The following is an 18,902-nucleotide window of genomic DNA, read 5'->3' as shown; positions in this document are numbered from 1 at the left end:
GTTTAAAAAAATAACCTGCATAAATTAATTTTTAAATCCCTTTGCATTATTGTTATGTACAAAGGGATTTTTTATTGTAGTAAGATGATTATTCTCGCTCTAAAGCATAAATCGGATCAAGTTTAGCTGCTCGTCTAGCTGGAAAATAGCCAAAAATAATACCGATTATACTTGAGAAACTAAATGCTGCGATAATGGCTATTGCTGAAAAGCTCATTGCAAAAGAGGTGACAACGGAATTAAAAATAAATCCTATGGCAAATGAAAGTAAAATGCCAATAGTTCCACCAATTAAACAAACCAATACAGCTTCAATTAAAAATTGTTGTAATATATCGCTTGAACGAGCACCAACGGCCATACGTACACCAATTTCTCGCGTTCTTTCAGTGACCGATACTAACATGATATTCATCACCCCAATGCCACCAACAACAAGTGAAATGAGCGCAATGGCAGAAATCAATAATGTCATTACCCAAGCTGATGAGTTAATGGTTTCTCGTATATTGTCAGAGTTAAAGATGAAAAAATCTTTTGTACCATGTCGTTTTAACATAATTTGATTAATAGCTTGTTCTGCAATCGATAAATCGACATTATCTTTAACTCGTACAGTGATGCTTTTTAACGAAGTTTGTCCCACCATACGATTAATAACGGTGGTATAAGGTAACCAAATATTCAAGCTTTCATTACTACCAAATCCTTGTTGTTGCTTAGTAGCAACACCAATGATTCTTACTGGTAGTTGCCCAGCCATTAAAATTTTTCCAATAGGGTTTTGATTTGCAAATAGTCGTTTAACGGTATTTTCATCAATTACCGCATCTTGTGCTGAAGTAATAATACTTGTTTCATCAAATGATTTTCCTTGGGAAATAGTATAACCACGAACTGCAAAGAATTGCTCGCCAACTCCATTTACTGTTCCTGTCAGAGCTAAGTTGTTAATTCGGAAATAAACACTGGTTGCAAGATTAGGTGTGGTGCTGTGAACAAAACTTTGTTGTGCCAAAAAGTCAGCATCAGATGAGCGTAGTGTTGTGATTTTATCTGCATTACGATCACCAAAACCTGTGCCAGCATAGATCTCTAACGTACTAGTTCCTAAAGAATTAATATTAGATAAAATTTTCTGCTTTGTACCTTGCCCTAATGCAACAACAGACACCACAGAAGCAATACCAATAATAATACCTAACATAGTTAGGAAGGTACGTAACCGCTGTGAAAGCATTGACAATATAGCCATTTTAAAAGCATCTCGAAAACGGTAATATTTAGCCAACAGATTATCTTGGGTTTTAGTTGCTTGGATGTGCTTAACTTGCCGATTACTATCTTGTGTAGATTGATAGTTAGGGTTAATCGAATCAGAAATAATATTACCATCACTAATTTCAACAATTCGCTGGGCACTTTGGGCTATATTTGAATCATGTGTGACAATAATAACTGTGTGCCCTTGTTGGTGTAACTCTTGCAAGATGGCCATCACTTCTAAGCCACTTTTACGATCGAGAGCACCGGTTGGTTCATCCGCTAAAATAATTTGTCCACCATTAATTAAAGCTCGACCAATACTGACTCGTTGTTGTTGACCGCCTGATAACTGGTTAGGTTTATTGTGTATTTTATCGGCAAGCCCTAAACGTGTTAAAATGTTGCTCGCTCTTTTTTGTCGCTGTTCACTGGTTACACCAGCATAAATGGCAGGAATTTCTACATTCCCTTGTGCAGTTAGTGCATTTAACAGGTGATAACGTTGAAAGATAAAACCAAAATGTTCGCGACGCAATTGAGCTAACTCATCAAGCGACAATTCACTTGTTGTACGTCCGCCAATGGAATAAGTGCCAGCGCTAGGTTTATCTAAACAACCTAAAATATTCATCAAGGTGGATTTACCAGATCCCGATGCCCCAATAATTGCTACCATTTCACCAGCATTAATTGTCAGATTTATGCTTTTAAGAACCTGTATAGTTGAATCTCCTGCTGGAAATTCACGAACAATATTCTCAAGCTTGATAAGAGATATATTATTCGCCATATTAGAATCGAATCCTTGGTGTTCTTGCATTATTACCTAGTGAAGCGCCATTAGTACCACTGATCACAACCCTATCTCCTTCTTTAATGCCCGATTTTATCTCAACATTGACATTATTATCGATCCCTAAGGTAACTTGATGTTCTTCAATTTCTTGGCGTTTATTTAATAGATAAATAATGGCTTTATTATTGTCTAATTTTTTTTGGACTGCTTGAGAAGGAATGGTTAGCACATTTTTTGCTTCAGATAAGACGATATAAACTTGTGCTGTCATTGAAATTCTTAAAACATGATTGGGATTATCTACATCAAATAATCCATTGTAATAAATTGCGCTTTTTGTAGTTGATGATGAACTTGACAAGGTTGTCTCGGTATTAATTGAATCTGGTGCAGGCTCTATAGCACGTAGCATTAAACCATCAAAACGCCTATTAGGTTGACCTAAAATGGTAAAATAAACAGGCATCCCTTTTTTAACATTAATTACATCGGCTTCAGAAATTTGTGCTTCAATCGTCATTTTATCAAGCTGGGCTACTTTAACAATGGTTGGTGCACTTTGGACAGAGTTAACGGTTTGTCCTTCATTTACAGGAATAGCAACAATCACTCCATCAATAGGTGAACGAATTTTAGTATATCCTAAGTTAACTTTCGCGGTATCAACCGCAACTTGCGCCTTAACAATATCGGCGCTGAGTGCTGCAATATCGGCTTTGATTGCATCAAGTTCGGCTTTTGCTGTATCCAAATCTGATTGAATGCCCACTCCCTTATTAACCAGTTTGCGCTGACGATCATAGGTTAATTGATAGTTAATTAGTCTTGCTTTTTTGGCTTCACGTTGTGCCTCTAAACTATTAAGTGAAGCTTCTGATTGTTTTAAATCATTGCTTTGCTTAAGATCGTCGATCTCTGCAATCATATCGCCTTGTTTAACTTCGTCACCCAACTCAACATAGAGTTTTTTAATTTGACCAGAAACCTGAGCACCAACATTAACTTGTTTAAAAGCACTAATTGTACCATCGGCCAGTACCGTTTTTTCAATGTTACCTCGAGTAACGGCAGATGTAATATAATTAACTGTAGGTTCTGAATTAGATATCATTAAGTATGCAATACAAGTAATTGCAAAGCAGATGATAGCTATCACTATATATTTAATTTTAATAGACTTTAACAATCCTTTTCATCCTTTAACTGATTTGTCATTTTTTTTACATTTTATCGTAATAAATAAAAATGAAATTGATAACTATTCTTAATAAACTGTAATATTTGTGAAAATTATCTTATGCAAATTGTCTATTTTATACTAAAACGCATACTTTCCTGAAAATTTTTTACCATAGTTAAGCATATTAATAAGCACTAACATCAATCTTTATTAGGATTTATTGGTGATTGCGCTATAATGACGCAAATTTTTGGTAGCATCTAAAGATAGAAAAGTAATGGCGTTAAAAATAACTACTAAGTGTATTAATTGTGATATGTGTGAGCCCGAGTGCCCAAACGAGGCTATCTCTATGGGCTTTGACACTTATGAAATCGATCCTAATAAATGTACCGAATGTGTGGGTTATTATGATCATTCGACTTGCCAGCGTGTTTGCCCTATTCAAAATGCGATTATCGCCGATCCTGAACATGTTGAAACACAAGAAGAGCTATTAGCCAAATTTCAGGGAATTAAGGCTTTTTCTTAAATTTAGGTTGGTTTTATATCAATCCGTAGCTCTTTGGGAATTTCAAAGGTGATATTTTCTAAAATGCCATCAGTTTCAATGAGTGATGTACAACCTAGACTTTTTAAGTGATCAATCACTTGCTGTACTAAAATATCAGGAGCAGATGCGCCAGCTGTTACACCAATTGTATGTGCGTTTACCAACCATTCTTTTTGGATATCAGAAGCAAAATCAATCAAATAAGCCTGTTTACTATTTCGTCTTGCTAGTTCAGCTAGGCGATTGGAATTAGACGAATTTTTAGAACCAACGACAAAGACGATATCGGCACGTGATGATAATTGCTTCACGGCCTGCTGGCGATTGGTTGTGGCATAGCAGATATCATTTTTACGAGGACTGCGAATATCAGGAAAACGTTTTTTTAAAGCTGCAATGATCTCTGCTGTATCATCAACTGATAACGTTGTTTGGGTGGTAAAGCAAAGATTATTTTCGTTTTTTACCTGTAGCTTTTGTACATCATCAATTGATTCAATTAAATAGATGCCACCTTCAGGATTGCTATATTGCCCCATTGTTCCATCTACTTCAATGTGACCAGCATGACCGATTAAAATCACCTCTTCGCCACGATAGCTTGAGCGAGCAACTTCCATATGTACTTTGGTTACAAGTGGACAAGTCGCATCAAAAACGCGGAGTTTACGTTGTTTGGCTTCCTCTCGGATCGCTTTAGACACGCCATGTGCCGAAAATATAAGAATGGTGTTGTCAGGTACTTCGCTAATATCTTCAATAAAAATCGCCCCTAACTCTTTTAGACGATTAACAACATAGCGATTATGTACTACCTCGTGACGAACATAAACCGGTGCGCCAAAGAGTTCTAGTGCACGTTCAACGATGGTGATAGCACGATCAACACCGGCACAAAAACCGCGAGGATTAGCTAAAATAATTTGCATACTATACAGTCTTTTTCGGTTTTTTATAATTACAGAAGATAAATAATCCAATACCCACGCAGATTGCACAGTCTGCGATATTAAAGGTTGGATAGTGCCAATGACCAAAATTGACATCAAGAAAGTCGATGACAAAACCATGATAAAGGCGATCAAATAAATTACCTAATGCACCACCTAAAATCAGCGCTAATGAAAAGTTTTCTAATTTTTGCTGGCGGGTATTGCGGTATAACATATGCATAATCATGGCACTGATGATCAAGGAAATAGCGGCAAGCATCGTACGTTGTCCTTCAAAAATGCTAAAGGCAGCGCCAATATTACGTACATAAGTAATTGAGAAGAAGGGTAATAGGTTCACTGATTCAAATAGCGAAAAGTTATTTAAAATCCAAAATTTACTTGCGATATCAATGATAAAAACAATGATTGCAAATAATAACCAGTAAAGTCCGTTATCTTTTTTCATATAAGTCTGTGCTCATTATTATATTTCCGCCGACAATTGTCGGCGGAAAGGGTACTCGATAGCTTATTTTAATGTACTCAACGGCTTATCGTTATGCAAAATGCCGCACTTCGCCTTTGCCGTGAATATTTTCTTCACAACGTTTGCATAAGTGTGTAGTTGGTTCATTATCGACGGTATAGTGCCAGCAACGAGGGCATTTATCACCTTGAGCCTTAGCAAGTTCAATTTTCAGTCCTTGAATATCGCTTTGTACAGCATTGGCTGGTGCAGCTTGTAATGGTTTAACACTCGCTTGTGATGTAAGCAAGACAAAGCGTAATTCATTTTCTAATTTTGCTAGTGCTGTTGCAATCTCTTCATTCGCGTAAAGTGTAACAGCCGCTTCAAGTGCGCCACCAATCACTTTATCGTTACGACCTTGTTCAAGCACTTTATTCACTTCGCTACGAATAGCTAAAATCTGCGCCCAATATTCACTATTTAAAGTTTCGTTGTCTGACAGTGTAAATAATGAACTGTACCACTCATCTTCAAAAACAAATTCTTGTTTTTCTGCCGCTGGTAAGTATTGCCAAATTTCATCGGCGGTAAATGATAAAATGGGTGCAATCCAGCGAACCATAGCTTGAGCAATATGATACAACGCTGTTTGACAGCTATGGCGAGCAATACTATCGCTTTTAGCTGTATATTGGCGATCTTTGATGATATCTAAATAGAATGATCCCATTTCGATTGAGCAAAACTGCATAATACGTTGTACCACTTTATGGAAATCATAACTTTCATAAGCTTGAATAATTTGTTCTTGAGCTTCTTTTGCCATACTAACTGCCCAACGATCAAGCACGACCATATCTTCTGGTTTAACCATATCTTTCACTGGATCGAAACCATTTAAGTTAGCGAGTAAAAAGCGTGCGGTATTACGAATTCGGCGATAACTGTCAGCTGCGCGTTTAATAATTTCGTCCGAATAACTCATTTCACCTGAATAATCGGTAGATGCAATCCATAAACGTAAAATATCGGCCCCAAGTTTGTTCATAACTTCTTGTGGTGTGACAATATTACCAAGTGATTTAGACATCTTGCGGCCTTGCCCATCAACCACAAAGCCATGCGTTAATACTTGTTTATAAGGTGCTTTATTATCGATTGCTGTTGATAACATTAACGAAGACATAAACCATCCACGATGTTGATCTGAGCCTTCTAAATACATATCGGCTTCATGCCCTTCAAATTCTGGACGAACGCGAACAACTGATGAAAATGTTGATCCCGAATCAAACCACACATCTAACGTATCAGGCACCTTACGATAATCATCAGCATCTGGACCTAAGAGATCTTTAATATCAGCATCCCACCAAGCTTGAATGCCATCTTTTTCAACTAATTTAGCGACTTTTTCAACTAATGCTAACGTATCTGGATGAAGTTCTTCGGTCTCTTTGTGAACAAACAACGTCATAGGAACGCCCCACGTACGTTGACGAGAAATACACCAGTCTGGACGATTAGCAACCATGGTTTCAATCCGTGCTTGCCCCCAATCAGGGATCCAGCGAACTTGTTTGATTTCTTTTAATGATTGCGTTCGCAAGCCTTGTTTATCCATGCTGATAAACCACTGTGGTGTAGCGCGATAAATAACAGGTGTTTTATGGCGCCAACAACATGGGTAACTATGTTCAATATTTTCAAAATGAAATAATGCGTTATGTTCTTTTAAAATTTCAACGACAACTTTATTCGCTTTGAATACAAATAAACCATCTAACCCGGCGCCGGTCCCAGGTAAGTAACAACCATTTCCACCAACGGGGTTTGCTACTTCAAGCCCATATTTTTGACCGACCATAAAGTCTTCTGTACCATGACCTGGTGCGGTATGTACTGCACCTGTACCGGCATCAATAGTAACATGCTCGCCAAGTACCACAGGTTCATCAAAATCAAGGAATGGGTGTTTAAAGCGTAATAACTCAAGTGCTTTACCTTGACAGCTACCTAACACTTTCCATTCGCTGATATTAGCTCGCTTCATCACTGTTTCAACTAAATCAGTGGCTAAGATTAAGCACTCGTTATCATTGATTTGAACCAGTTGGTATTCAAAATCTGCATTTAAAGCAATCCCTCGGCTAGCAGGTAATGTCCAAGGCGTGGTTGTCCAGATAACTGCATAAATGGTTAAATCGGTATTGATACCAAATTTTTTTGCGACAGCTTGATTATCAACCGCTTTGAATTTCACATCAATTGCTGGCGATGATTTATCATAATATTCAACCTCGGCTTCCGCTAAAGAAGACATGCAATCAGTACACCAATAAACCGGTTTTGCGCCTTTAACTAAATGACCATTTTTAATCACTTTGCCTAAAGCACGAATGATGTTGGCTTCTGTATCATAATTCATGGTGCGATAAGGATTTTGCCAATCACCAAGTACACCCATACGAATAAAATCAGCTTTTTGTAGTTCAACTTGTGAGGCCGCATAATCACGGCAAATTTGGCGAAATTCAGCTGGTGATACTTTAACTCCGGGCTTACCGACTTGCTCTTCGACCTTTTGTTCAATTGGTAAGCCATGACAATCCCATCCTGGAATATAAGGGGAGTCATAACCGCTTAAGCCTTTTGATTTGATAATAATATCTTTGATAATTTTATTAACTGCATGACCAATATGAAGTTTACCGTTTGCATAAGGAGGACCATCATGCAGAATAAAGGCTTTTTTTCCTTTTTTTACTTGGCGGATTTTGCGATAAAGTTCTTTATCGTACCAGTTTTGTAACATAGCTGGTTCACGTTTAGCCAAATCGCCCCGCATAGGGAATCCGGTTTCCGGTAAATTCAATGTGTTTTTATAGTCTGTCATGCTGATTTATTCCAGTTAAATTTGTTGATACTACTTTTTAATTGGTTAATTGTGCACTGATCTTTTTCGCAGTGCAAACATCTTGTGTAATTTGTTGTTTTAATTCTGCTAATGAATCAAACTTTTTCTCGTCACGTAATTTTTGAACGAAAGATATGTCTAAATATTGACCATAAATATCATCTGAAAAGTCAAATAGATTCACTTCTAAAATGGCTTTTTTTCCATCAATTGTGGGTCTTATGCCAATATTAGCAATACCATGATAAGATTGATTACTACAGCTGTTTTTTGCTTTAACAAGATAAACGCCTTGCAAAGCAGGTTTTTTTCGGTGCAAATGAATATTAGCTGTTGGAAACCCTAATTGTCTTGCCAATGCATTGCCATGGACTACACGGCCTTGAATCGTATAATCACGACCCAATAAGCAATGAGCCAAATGAAAATCACTGTTTAAAAGTGCTTGGCGAACAGCAGTACTACTAATACGGCAATTATTCCAAACAAATGTTGGCATGCTTTCTACTACAAAGTCGTTGTTGTGGGCATATTTTTGTAGAAGATTGATATCCCCTTTACGGTCAAATCCAAATCGAAAATCATCACCAATAGTAATATATTTAGCTTGTAGCTTGTTAATCAACCAATCTTGAATAAAACGATCGGCAGACATATTGGCAAAAGTTTGTGTAAATGGAATAGCAATAATATAGTCGACACCTAATTTTTCAATAAAAATGACTTTTTCTTGAAAAGAGGTTAAACGTGAAGGTGCATTATTGGGACTAAAAAACTCTAAAGGTTGAGGTTCAAATAACATAACCACCGTTGGCAAGTTTAACTCTTTGCCTTTGTTAATTAAGTGATTAATTAATTGCTGGTGCCCTAAGTGCACACCATCAAAGTTACCCAATGTTAGTACACACTGAGTAAATTGATTTTTTAAATTAGTTATGCCCCGAATAATTTTCATGAAAACAATGTTAATGTTATTTATAGTAAATAGCCGTAAATTATACCAATCTTTCTTGAAGATGCACACAATATAAAATAGGCTTTTTTGCTGCTTAGTATTTAATGTCTGTTTTGAGGACAAAATATCTTACTACTCGATGTTGCAACCACTTTAGACCTAAAAATTGTGATATTTAAGCAATGATTTGCTCGAATATATTGTGATTTAGCTGACTAATTATGGTTTAAAGTGCGCAAAAACTCTTGTCTCGTGCTTGGATTGGTTTTAAATCCACCACCCAGCGCCGTTGTTGTTGTCATACTACTTGAATCTTTAATACCTCTTGCTTTTACGCAATAGTGGGTGGCATCAATTGAAACAGCAACATTGACAGTACCAAGTAACGTTTGCAGGGCAACTAAAATTTGTTGGGTTAGTCTTTCTTGTACTTGAGGACGCTGCGAGAAAAACTCAACGATGCGATTGATTTTAGACAGTCCTATCACTTTATCTTTTGGGATATAAGAAACGGTGGCTTTACCGTCTATTGTGACGAAATGATGTTCACAAACACTAGTTAGTGTAATATCGCGAACGGTGATCATCTCATCAACTTGCATTTTATTTTCGATCAGCGTGATTTTTGGAAAATTTTCATAATAAAGACCAGAAAAAATCTCATCAACAAACATTTTCGATACTCTATGGGGCGTTTCGGCAAGGCTGTCATCAGTCAAATCCAATTCCATTAGCTTCATAATTTCACGAAAATGTGACTCGATTTTTGCTTTACGCTCACTATTATCCATTGCTAATCGGCATGATGGCGTTTCAAGGCTTCTAGCAGCAAGTGCCGCTTTTACTTTTTGCGCAGCAAGACTTAATTCTGTCATTTATTACATACTCAAGCGAAAGATGAATACAGTATTATATAATACTCATTATACAATATACAGTTATTTACGGAGCGTTTTATACCGAAATGCAGATTTTCCTGAAATTTTTTTACATTATCTTATGGTCTACGTAAGAATATTATTGTTAATTTAGGTTATACTATCAGTCATTAAATTGAATAATGTTTAGGTAGCTAAAATGCCAAATAACACACCAATTATTTTAATTGATGGATCATCTTATCTTTACCGTGCTTTTTTTGCATGCCCTCCGTTAACCAATGCTAAAGGTGAGCCAACAGGCGCTATTTTTGGTGTCATTAATATGATTCGTAGTTTACTAAACCAATATAATCCTACGCACATTGCGGTCGTTTTTGATGCTAAGGGGGGATCTTTTCGTAACGAGATCTATAGCGAATATAAAGCAACTCGCGAGGCAATGCCTGAAAATCTTCGACCACAAATTGAACCTATTCACACTATCTTAAAAGCCATGGGTTTACCACTACTTTGTATTGAAGGTGTCGAAGCAGATGATGTAATTGGCACATTGGCGAGACAAGCAGAAAAGGAAAATCTTGAAGTATTGATTAGTACTGGTGATAAAGATATGGCTCAGTTAGTGAGTGATAAAATCACGCTTATTAATACCATGAATAACACAGTGCTTGATCCAAAAGGTGTAATTGAAAAATTTGGTGTTCCACCTGAAAAAATTATTGATTATTTAGCGTTAAGAGGTGATTCATCAGATAATATTCCAGGTGTGCCTGGAGTGGGTGAAAAAACGGCGCAAAGTTTATTAACTGAATTTGATGGTGTAAAAGATATTTATGAACGATTGAATGAGATTGAAAAATTAACCATCCGAGGCGCAAAATCATTAAAACAAAAATTGATTGATAATCAAAAAGATGCGGAACTTTCTTATTTACTCGCAACAATCAAAACCGATGTGAAGTTAGATTTTACTAATGAACAATTGATGGTTAATAATATTGATATCGATGCACTAGTTGATTTATTTGCTTATTATGGTTTTCATCGTTGGCAAAAAGAGTTAATTTCAGGTACTTTTTTAAAAAAACAACAAAATTCAGCGGCTGAAATTACAGATAATTCATCTTTATTTGAAATGGATGATAAGTCTGTTAAACAAAACATAGCAACTGATTATCAATGTATCTTAACTCATGAGCAGTTAGATAATTGGGTGGATAAATTAGCTAACAGTAAACAATTTGCTTTTGATACTGAAACGAACAGTATTGATCATTTTCATGCAAAATTAGTTGGTATTTCACTGAGTGTTAATCCCCATCAAGCAGCTTATATACCGCTTTCGCATCATTATTTAGGTGTACCACAGCAATTACCGATAGATGATGTGTTAGCCAAATTAAAACCTGTACTTGAAAATCCAAAAATTCAAAAAATAGCTCAGAATGCAAAATTTGATTATAGTGTGCTTGCCAACTATGGTATTGAAGTGCGTGGGATTACGTTTGACACCATGTTGGAATCTTATGTGTTAAATAGCACCGAACGCCACGATATGGACAGTATGGCAAACCGCTATTTAAACCATAAAACCATTACTTATGATGAACTAACTAAAATTAATAAAAAACAATTTACTATTGATGAAATTGAAATAGAAAAAACCACGCAATATGCTGCTGAAGATGCTGATATCACGTTACAATTACATCATAAATTATGGTTAACTGTCGAAAAAAATGAAAAATTAACCAAACTATTTACTGACATTGAAATGCCACTTGCAATTGTGCTGGCTGAAATGGAAAGAATAGGTGTACTTGTGGATGTTAAACTGCTTAATGAGTTTTCTAATGAACTTAGCAAACAGTTGCAAGAAACTGAAATGCAATTGCAATGCCTTGCTGGCGAAAAATTTAATCCCGCATCCCCTAAACAGATTCAAACTATTTTATTTGATAAGCATCAATTACCGGTACTGAAAAAGACACCCAAAGGGGATCCATCAACCAGTGAAGAAGTGTTAAGCGAGCTTTCTAATGATTATGAGTTACCAAGGATGATTTTATTTTATCGTGGATTGGCTAAACTTAAAAATACTTACACAGATAAACTACCATTAATGATTAGTCCGAAAGATAAGCGGATTCATACCAATTATAACCAAATTGGCACCATAACGGGGCGATTGTCGTCAAATGATCCAAACTTACAAAATATTCCTGTGCGTAATGAAGAGGGGCGTCGAATTCGTCAAGCCTTTATTGCACCAACGGGTTATAAAATTATTTCAGCCGATTATTCACAAATTGAGTTACGCATTATGGCGCATTTATCACAAGATAAAAGTTTACTCGATGCTTTTGCTAACGACAAAGATATTCACCGTGTGACAGCTAGTGAAATTTTAGGTAAATTAGAGTCGGATGTGAGTTCGGAAGAAAGGCGACGAGCTAAAGCCGTTAACTTTGGTCTAATTTATGGAATGAGCGCTTTCGGTTTATCTAAACAGATTAATATTGCTCGCAAAGAAGCACAATTTTATATTGAACGCTACTTTGAACGTTATCCAGGCGTGCAAAACTATATGGAAAACACTCGCCAATTGGCTGCTGAACATGGCTATGTTGAAACGTTATCAGGTCGCCGGTTATATTTACCTAAAATTACTTCAACCAATGGTATTGAGCGACGCGGTGCAGAGCGTGCTGCCATTAATGCGCCAATGCAAGGCACGGCGGCTGATATTATCAAAACAGCGATGATTAAAGTGAGTGAATGGATTAAAAGTCTGCCTGTAGGTAATATTAGAATGGTTATGCAAGTACACGATGAACTCGTATTTGAAGTAAAAGAAGAATTGGCTGAGCAGTATCGCACTCAAATAAAATCGATCATGGAAAATTGTTATCAACTATCTGTACCATTAAAAGTAGATGTGGGAATGGGGGATAATTGGGATGAAGCACATTAATTATGTTAAATCAGTACTAAATGAATCAGTGTTAAATAAATTGGTCAAGACTGAATTTTGTACTTAACTACATAAATTTATGAAACATTTTTATAAATTGTGAGTTAACTTTCTGACATTAATGGAACTATTGCCGAAACCTTTCGGCATGTTAGAATAAGCAACTAAATTGAATTGATATCAACATGTTATTTTGCTTGTTGATTCTGGCAGAATTAAGGAAAAGGGCGCTAGCAGTCTTTTTGTCGTTTAAGCTCGCTTTACTGTTATTATTAGGATTATTTCATGAAAATCAAAACCCGTTTTGCACCTAGCCCAACAGGCTATTTACATGTAGGTGGTGCACGTACAGCGCTTTATTCTTGGCTTTATACTCGCCATGCAAAAGGTTCATTTGTATTACGTATTGAAGATACCGATCTTGAGCGTTCAACACCAGAAGCGATTGAAGCAATAATGGAGGGTATGAATTGGTTAAAATTATCATGGGATGAAGGTCCTTATTATCAAACTAAACGTTTTGATCGTTATAATCTCGTTATTGAAGAAATGTTAACCAAAGGTACAGCTTATCGTTGTTACTGTTCTAAAGAACGCCTTGACCAGCTACGTGAAGAACAGATGGCGAAAGGTGAAAAAGCGCGTTACGATGGTCATTGCCGTTGTGATTCGGTACAAAAAGAACATTCTCATGATGAGCCTCATGTTGTTCGTTTTGCTAATCCTATTGATGGTACTGTTATCTTTAATGATTTAATCCGAGGACCGATCGAGATTGCCAATAAAGAGCTTGATGATCTTATTATTCGTCGCACAGACGGATCACCAACTTATAATTTCTGTGTGGTTGTTGATGATTGGGATATGGAAATTACCCATGTTATTCGTGGTGAAGATCACATCAACAACACACCTCGTCAGATCAACATTCTCAAAGCGTTAGGTGCACCATTGCCTGAGTATGGGCATGTTTCGATGATTTTAGGAGATGATGGACAAAAATTATCTAAACGCCATGGTGCGGTCAGTGTAATGCAATATCGTGATGATGGTTATTTACCCGAAGCGCTACTGAACTATTTAGTACGCCTTGGGTGGTCACATGGCGATCAAGAAATCTTCTCAGTGCCTGAAATGATTAGTTATTTTTCATTAAATGCAGTGAGTAAATCAGCCAGTGCATTTAATACTGAAAAATTACTTTGGTTAAATCACCATTATATTAATCATTTAGATGCAGATTATGTTGCTCAGTATTTAGTTTGGCATATGAACCAGCAAGGCTATGATTTAGCTAATGGTCCCGATCTTATTACCATCATTAAGCTATTTGGCGAACGTTGTAAAACGCTGAAAGAAATGGCTGAATCTTGTTCTTATTGTTATCAAGACTTTGCCGATTTTGATGCAGATGCAGCTAAAAAACATCTTCGCCCAGTGGCTAAACAGCCATTAGAAACACTTAAAGCCAAAATTGAAGCGATCGCCGATTTTGATTGGCAAATAGATAAAATTCATCATGCCATTGAACAAACGGCAGCTGAACTGGATGTTGGTATGGGAAAAGTCGGCATGCCACTACGCGTTGCAGTAACCGGTATCGGGCAATCACCATCGGTTGATGCAACTGTTTTTGCCGTTGGTAAAAAGCGCACACTTGCTAGAATTGATAAAGCTCTGGCATATATTACTCAGCGTGAGCAATCTCAAAATTAATCTATTTATTGCAGGGTAATGCCTGCAATTATTTTCGCCAAATCGAGCACTTCTATGGTTCGCTTAAAAAAACGCTATTGGATCTCACTAAGTATCTTATTTTTGATCGTACTGTTTTGCTTATATGGGTGGCACTATTGGCAGTCATTTAAGCAGAAACATGGAATTATGGTCGATTGGCATGGTGCTAGCCTTGGTTTTGAAGGTCTTACTTTTGATGAACTTACTGTTAGCAAGCAATCTCAAATCTCTATAACAGCTAAAAATCTATTAATTTCATGGTCATATTTATCTGCAAATAATTTGGATATCCACTGGCAAGTAAATCAATCTGAAACGGTCGTAGATTCTGTCGAAAATGTAGTTGATACTGCTACTGATAATCTTAATCAATCCGATCTTGATCTCTCTTTGATTCCAACGATTATTTATTGGTCACCTAAGACGATTCATATAGATACATTGCGATTTTATGAACAAGATAAAAAACAATTCGATTTAAAAGTCGATATCAGTAAACAGCAAGAAGCGATACAACTGAATGTATCAACTAATACCCAAGAGATTGCACAATTGTCGGCTACTTTGTTGGTTAATCAAACAGCTTCACGTTTTGATATACAAAACGGTCTTTTTAAAACATCTTTAAAGCTATTTGGTCTAGAAAATAGCAACTTAACATTACCATTTACAGGTTGGGTATCTGCTGATCAATTGGCATTAACAACTTCAGATAACGCCTCAATTAGCTTAGATAAAGCAAATATTTCTGACGATTTAATCCTTGGTTCTGGCACAGGGCATTTGAATATGCAACTTCAATCAAAAATTCCGTTTGATAGCAATAAACTTTCTGTTACAGCAATGCTAAAGGTTAATAAGCTCAATGGTATTTATAAAAGTAGTGAAATCAAATCGGTGACAGGTGATGTTAATATTATTATTAAAGATAACAAATTTACGGTTTCGACGCCCGCGTTAAATGTTCAAGAAGTAAACATGGGTATCGCCTTTGAAAAGCTAAAATTAGCTGGAAGTTATTCCGCTTCATTTAAAGCACCTAGCAAAGGAATAGTTACTTGGAAAAAGCTCCAAGCTGATATTTTTTCTGGCTCAGTTTTTATTGAACCGAGTAAATTGAATTTAGCTAAATTACCCCAACAATTAAATTTAAAGATAAAACAGATACAATTAAAAGATATTCTTGCTAAATATCCAACCGAAGGGCTTGCTGGCGACGGTACAATTGATGGTTTTTTACCGATTACATTATTAAAAGCGAAAACAAAGAGTGAGGTGGCATTTGAACTGGCAATTAAAAATGGGCAGCTAACCACAATTAATCAAGGTTATTTACAGTTTGAAAATTCAGCCTTAAAAAATTATGCGCAAAGTAACCCAAATATGAAAATACTCACTGATATTATTAAAAATTTTCATTATACTAAGTTACAAGGTACAGTTGATTACGCTAATGACATTGCCAAACTAGGATTGAATATTCAAGGCAGCAATTTGGATGTCGAAAATGGCAAAGCAGTGAATTTAAATATCAATCTTGAAGAAAATATGGCTAAATTGCTGATGAGCTTACAGTTATCTGATCAAATTAGTGAGCCAGTTCGTAAACGAATTCAAGCACGTTTAAAAAAGGAAGCTTCAAAATAAGAGGTTATTTTATGGTACGAAATGTTATTGCAATAATGATGCTAAGTAGTGCGTTAATCGGATGTTCGCCAACAGTAAAAGTGCAAGCGCCGAGCGAACCGATTAATATCAATTTGAATGTTAAGATAGACCATGAAATTAATATTAAGGTTGATAAGGCGTTAGATAATATCATCAATAAATCTGGATTATATTAAATTAATCGGTTTTATTTTCATCTATCCTTTTGAAGGTGACTAATAGAAAAAACTGTATTCGCATTCAAATTAATAAAATATGATGTATTTATTTAGGAGTTTGTTATGACTATCTGTAAAAAAGCAACTGTAGCATTATTGTCTGTCGTTTTGTCTTTTTCTGTATTTGCATTAAATTTAGAGCAAGCTATTGATTCATTGAGTCAAGCCAAAGCACAAGGTATCGTTGGCGAACAGGCTGATGGTTATTTAGGCGTTGTGAAAAATGAAGGTAATGCCACCGAAATTGCGCAACTGATTAATCAAGCTCGTAAAGCACAGTATCAAAAAGTGTCCGCTGAAAGCAATGTTCCTTTAAGTGAAGTAGAAAAAAAAGCGGGTAGTAAAGCGCAAGAAAAGACCCCAGTAGGTCAATATATAAAGCAACAAGGTCAATGGTTAAAAAAATAATCATCACTTTTTGCAACGATAGAAAAAGTATAATGACATTGTACTTTAATTGTGTATTAATAATGTGTATGCTGTTTGTTTAAATATTTGTTCATTATCTTTTTATATTTAATAAAAATAAAAAAGATGTGAAGTTTTTATCTAGTTAGTTTTTTTACTTGTAATAGTATCGCTTATGCGATTTGAAATGGAGAAAATCAATGTGTTCGATTTTAGGTATTCTTGATATTAAATCAGATCCAGAACAACTACGAACAAAAGCATTAGAGCTATCATGTCTACAGCGTCATCGTGGCCCTGATTGGTCTGGTATTTTTGCGTCTGATAAAGCTATTCTTGCTCATGAACGTTTATCAATTGTGGATGTTAATACCGGATCTCAGCCTCTTTATAATAAAGATAAAACTCTAGTTTTAGCGGTGAATGGCGAAATTTATAATCATCAAGAACTCCGAAATCAGTACAAAGATCGTTATGAGTTTCAAACCGGTTCAGACTGTGAAGTAATTCTTGCTTTATATCAAGAAAAGGGTATTGACTGTCTTGACGAATTACAAGGCATGTTTGCGTTTATCCTTTATGATATTAATAAAGGTAGCTATTTTATTGGTCGTGATCATATCGGTATTATTCCAATGTATACTGGTCATGATGAAAATGGCACATTTTATGTTGCCTCTGAAATGAAAGCACTCGTGCCTGTTTGTAAAACAATTGAGGCTTTTCCTCCAGGATGTTACTTATCTAGTACCGAAGGTGAAATCAAAACCTACTACAAACGTGACTGGATGGATTATGACAATGTTAAGGATAATAAAACAGACATCAATGAACTTCGCCTTGCATTAGAAGAGTCAGTAAAAGGTCATTTGATGTCTGATGTGCCTTATGGTGTGTTATTATCAGGAGGACTTGATTCTTCAGTCATTTCAGCAATCACTAAAAAATTCTCAGCGCGCCGTGTTGAAGATCACGAAAAATCAGAAGCATGGTGGCCGCAGTTGCACTCATTTGCTGTTGGTTTAAAAGGTGCACCCGATCTTAAAGCGGCGCAAGCGGTTGCGGATCATTTAGGTACAGTTCATCATGAAATTAACTTTACTATTCAAGAAGGTATTGATGCCATTCGTGATGTAATTTATTTCATTGAAACTTATGATGTAACAACTATTCGCGCGTCCACACCGATGTATTTAATGGCACGTAAAATCAAAGCTATGGGCATTAAAATGGTACTATCGGGTGAAGGTGCTGATGAAGTGTTTGGTGGTTATCTTTATTTCCACAAAGCACCAAATGCCAAAGAGTTCCATGAAGAAACCGTACGCAAATTAGCGGCACTGCATATGTATGATTGTGCTCGTGCTAATAAAGCGATGGCGGCATGGGGCGTTGAAGCGCGCGTTCCATTCCTTGATAAGAAATTCTTAGATGTTGCTATGCGCATTAATCCAAAAGATAAAATGTGTGGTAGTAATGGCAAAATGGAAAAACACATTGTCCGCGAAGCATTTGAATCTTACTTACCAGCATCGGTTGTTTGGCGTCAAAAAGAGCAATTCTCTGACGGTGTGGGTTATAGCTGGATTGATACATTAAAAGAGATTGCCGAAAGTAAAATTACTGATCAGCAATTAGAAAATGCAAAATTCCGCTTCCCGTACAATACGCCGACTTCAAAAGAAGCTTATATGTATCGTGAGATTTTTGATGAACTATTCCCACTTGAAAGTGCAGCACATTGTGTGCCTGGTGGTCCAACAGTTGCTTGCTCAACTGCGAAAGCGATTGAATGGGATGAATCATTTAAGAACCTAAACGATCCGTCTGGACGTGCGGCAGTTGGTGTTCATAACGATGCTTATAAAAATAGTTAATAATAAAACCTAATAAAAAAACGGGGATAATTCCCCGTTTTTTTATTATTGAAATTAAGTAAAATTTA

14 protein-coding genes are annotated in these 18,902 nt (G+C 36.2%); 7 read left to right on the top strand and 7 right to left on the bottom strand.

Annotated elements, in window-relative coordinates:
- Window positions 1-88 precede the first annotated feature (88 nt).
- On the bottom strand, window positions 89-2,056 hold the full coding sequence (locus BQ5209_RS02395; protein WP_085246981.1) for a MacB family efflux pump subunit: 1,968 nt from the start codon (window positions 2,054-2,056) through the stop codon (window positions 89-91).
- A 1-nt stretch (window position 2,057) separates the two neighbouring features.
- The gene (locus BQ5209_RS02390) at window positions 2,058-3,173 is read right to left on the bottom strand and encodes an efflux RND transporter periplasmic adaptor subunit (RefSeq protein ID WP_085246980.1); all 1,116 of its coding nucleotides are present in this window, start codon (window positions 3,171-3,173) and stop codon (window positions 2,058-2,060) included.
- Between the two features lie 346 nt (window positions 3,174-3,519).
- Between BQ5209_RS02390 and BQ5209_RS02385 the strand changes: the two genes are divergently transcribed.
- The gene (locus BQ5209_RS02385) at window positions 3,520-3,774 is read left to right on the top strand and encodes a YfhL family 4Fe-4S dicluster ferredoxin (protein WP_085246979.1); all 255 of its coding nucleotides are present in this window, start codon (window positions 3,520-3,522) and stop codon (window positions 3,772-3,774) included.
- Window positions 3,775-3,776: 2 nt separating this feature from the next.
- On the opposite strand, the gene ispH is transcribed toward BQ5209_RS02385, so the two are convergent.
- The 5 genes from ispH to folE all read right to left on the bottom strand — a co-directional run bounded on the left by ispH (window position 3,777) and on the right by folE (window position 9,946).
- Window positions 3,777-4,724 carry a 4-hydroxy-3-methylbut-2-enyl diphosphate reductase gene (gene ispH, locus BQ5209_RS02380; RefSeq protein ID WP_085246978.1) on the bottom strand — a complete coding sequence of 316 codons (948 nt, stop codon included), beginning with the start codon at window positions 4,722-4,724 and terminating at the stop codon, window positions 3,777-3,779.
- A gap of 1 nt (window position 4,725) precedes the next feature.
- Window positions 4,726-5,196: a signal peptidase II gene (gene lspA / locus BQ5209_RS02375; RefSeq protein ID WP_085246977.1), complete on the bottom strand. Its 471-nt coding sequence runs from the start codon at window positions 5,194-5,196 to the stop codon at window positions 4,726-4,728.
- Window positions 5,197-5,287: 91 nt separating this feature from the next.
- Window positions 5,288-8,095, bottom strand: coding sequence for an isoleucine--tRNA ligase (ileS, locus tag BQ5209_RS02370; RefSeq protein ID WP_085246976.1), 2,808 nt, complete (start codon window positions 8,093-8,095; stop codon window positions 5,288-5,290).
- 37 nt (window positions 8,096-8,132) lie between these two features.
- The gene (gene ribF, locus BQ5209_RS02365; protein ID WP_085246975.1) at window positions 8,133-9,071 is read right to left on the bottom strand and encodes a bifunctional riboflavin kinase/FAD synthetase; all 939 of its coding nucleotides are present in this window, start codon (window positions 9,069-9,071) and stop codon (window positions 8,133-8,135) included.
- A gap of 215 nt (window positions 9,072-9,286) precedes the next feature.
- Window positions 9,287-9,946 (bottom strand): GTP cyclohydrolase I FolE, encoded by a 660-nt coding sequence (gene folE, locus BQ5209_RS02360; protein ID WP_085246974.1) that lies wholly within the window; start codon window positions 9,944-9,946, stop codon window positions 9,287-9,289.
- 202 nt (window positions 9,947-10,148) lie between these two features.
- On the opposite strand from folE, the gene polA reads away from it, so the two are divergent.
- The 6 genes from polA (at window position 10,149) to asnB (ending at window position 18,834) form a co-directional block, all read left to right on the top strand.
- Window positions 10,149-12,926, top strand: a complete 2,778-nt coding sequence (gene polA, locus BQ5209_RS02355; RefSeq protein ID WP_085246973.1) for a DNA polymerase I — start codon at window positions 10,149-10,151, stop codon at window positions 12,924-12,926.
- Between the two features lie 285 nt (window positions 12,927-13,211).
- A complete protein-coding gene (gene gltX / locus BQ5209_RS02350; RefSeq protein WP_085246972.1) occupies window positions 13,212-14,642 on the top strand; it encodes a glutamate--tRNA ligase in 1,431 nt (476 codons plus the stop codon).
- 18 nt (window positions 14,643-14,660) lie between these two features.
- Window positions 14,661-16,310: an intermembrane phospholipid transport protein YdbH family protein gene (locus BQ5209_RS02345; protein ID WP_085246971.1), complete on the top strand. Its 1,650-nt coding sequence runs from the start codon at window positions 14,661-14,663 to the stop codon at window positions 16,308-16,310.
- Between the two features lie 11 nt (window positions 16,311-16,321).
- A complete protein-coding gene (locus BQ5209_RS02340) occupies window positions 16,322-16,507 on the top strand; it encodes a YnbE family lipoprotein (protein WP_085246970.1) in 186 nt (61 codons plus the stop codon).
- 105 nt (window positions 16,508-16,612) lie between these two features.
- Window positions 16,613-16,957 carry a YdbL family probable chaperone protein gene (locus tag BQ5209_RS02335; protein WP_085246969.1) on the top strand — a complete coding sequence of 115 codons (345 nt, stop codon included), beginning with the start codon at window positions 16,613-16,615 and terminating at the stop codon, window positions 16,955-16,957.
- A 200-nt stretch (window positions 16,958-17,157) separates the two neighbouring features.
- Window positions 17,158-18,834, top strand: a complete 1,677-nt coding sequence (gene asnB, locus BQ5209_RS02330; protein WP_085246968.1) for an asparagine synthase B — start codon at window positions 17,158-17,160, stop codon at window positions 18,832-18,834.
- Window positions 18,835-18,902: the final 68 nt, after the last annotated feature.

Source organism: Gilliamella mensalis (genome assembly GCF_900103085.1).
Classification (GTDB): domain Bacteria; phylum Pseudomonadota; class Gammaproteobacteria; order Enterobacterales; family Orbaceae; genus Gilliamella; species Gilliamella mensalis.
Note: the sequence above shows the minus strand (reverse complement) of the source record. Positions and strands in the feature narration are given on the sequence as shown.